At 71.2% G+C, this 1,613-nt stretch carries 1 protein-coding gene; it reads left to right on the plus strand.

The features are described 5' to 3' along the window. The coding region (locus V7Q31_RS19135; RefSeq protein ID WP_333835424.1) for a type IV secretion system DNA-binding domain-containing protein at positions 1 to 1,613 on the plus strand (1,613 nt) is incomplete at both ends.

Consider the following 1,613-nt stretch of genomic DNA (forward strand, 5'->3'; position numbering starts at 1 on the left):
GCGAGCACCGCTCCGGCCACGACGTCGACGCCACCATGGCCGTCTACACCCAGTCGCTGCGCTTCCTGCGCAGGACCGCCGGCGGGCGCGGCGACTTCTCCATCCGGGATTTCATCACCGACACCGTCACGCGCATGGAAAAGCCCGACGCGCAGGCGATCACGGAGATCCGCGCGCGCTTCGAGGGCGAGCTCGCGCAACTGCGCACCGCGCGTAACCACCTCGTCGCCGGCGAACTGCGCCAGGCGTTCCGCATGGTGGCGCGCATCGCCATCGCCTATCCCCTGCTGCCCGACGACATCGAGCCGCCCGAGCCGGACGACGACTTCGCCGCGTGGTGGGCCGCCCGCCGGGCGGCGATCGAGGCGCATTGGCGCGCGCAGGACGCGACCATGCCCGACGCGCTCGCCGCGCTCGAACAGACGCACAACGACGCGGCGGAACGGCTCAAGAAGCGCGGCGCGCCCTGGCTCTTCATCGGCTCGACGCAACGCCAGATGCACGCCGTCCGGCCGCTGCTGTCGCTCTGGCTCGACGCCGTCGCCGACACGATCCTCAGCCTGCCCGACAACCGCGGCCGCCGCATCTGGCTCATGCTCGACGAGCTGCAGGCGCTGCAGATGCTGCCCTCGCTGCAGCCGCTGCTGACCGAAGGCGCCAAGTACGGCGTCTGCGTCTGCGCCGGCGTCCAGAACATGGGCCAGATCCGCCAGAGCTACGGCCGCGACGGCGCCGAGGTGATCCTGTCGCTCTTCAACACCAAGACCTTCTTCCGGCTGCAGGAGCCCGACACCGCGAAATGGGCCGAGAACGCCATCGGCGCGGCGGTCAAGGAGCACGTCCACGAGTCGATCCGGCTCGCCACCTCGGCGACCATGGACGGCGCCAGCATGAGCATCAGTCGCACGACCGAACCGATCGTCATGGCGGGCGAGATCATGCGGCTCAACGATCTCCACTGCTACCTGATGCTGCCCGGCGACTGGCCCGTAGGAAAGATCGCGCTGACCTTCGATCCCCGCCGGGACACGCCCAAAGCCATCGCGCCGGCGCTCGTGCCGCAGGAACCGAAAGAGACGATCTACAACGCGCTCGACGCCCTCGGCTGGACGCCGCTGCCGACCGGAACCGATGGCGACGACCCGGGCGTCGTCGCCCGCAGCGTCGCCGGCGGGCAAGGCGATGGCGGAACGCCGGCTCCCGATCCGAGACCGAACCCGCCGCGCGATACGCCGCCCACCCCGACGAAGGATGACGCGAAATCGGCCGCCAAACCGCCGCAGGACGACGCCGGCGCGCGCGCTCGGCCATCGGCGCCACGACCACAAGGCGCACCGTCGGCCCCGATGAAACCGACGCGCCCGAAGGCCCCGGACCCGGCGCAACCCGAACTGCCGCACACCGCGCCGACCGACAAGACGCGAGCCTCGAACAGCGACGCGGAGCGCCCGCCGACCGATGCGCCACGATCGTCGTCGCCGCTCGATCCGGCGCCCACCACGGCGCCGCCGTCGATGCCGCGACCGCCGCTCTCCGACCTCGCCCGCGAAGCGATCCCGACGCGAAAGAAACCCGATCGACCAGACGCAGAACCCTCGAGCGCGGCTGCGCCA

This window comes from Rubrimonas sp., from assembly GCF_036788415.1.
Classification (GTDB): domain Bacteria; phylum Pseudomonadota; class Alphaproteobacteria; order Rhodobacterales; family Rhodobacteraceae; genus Rubrimonas.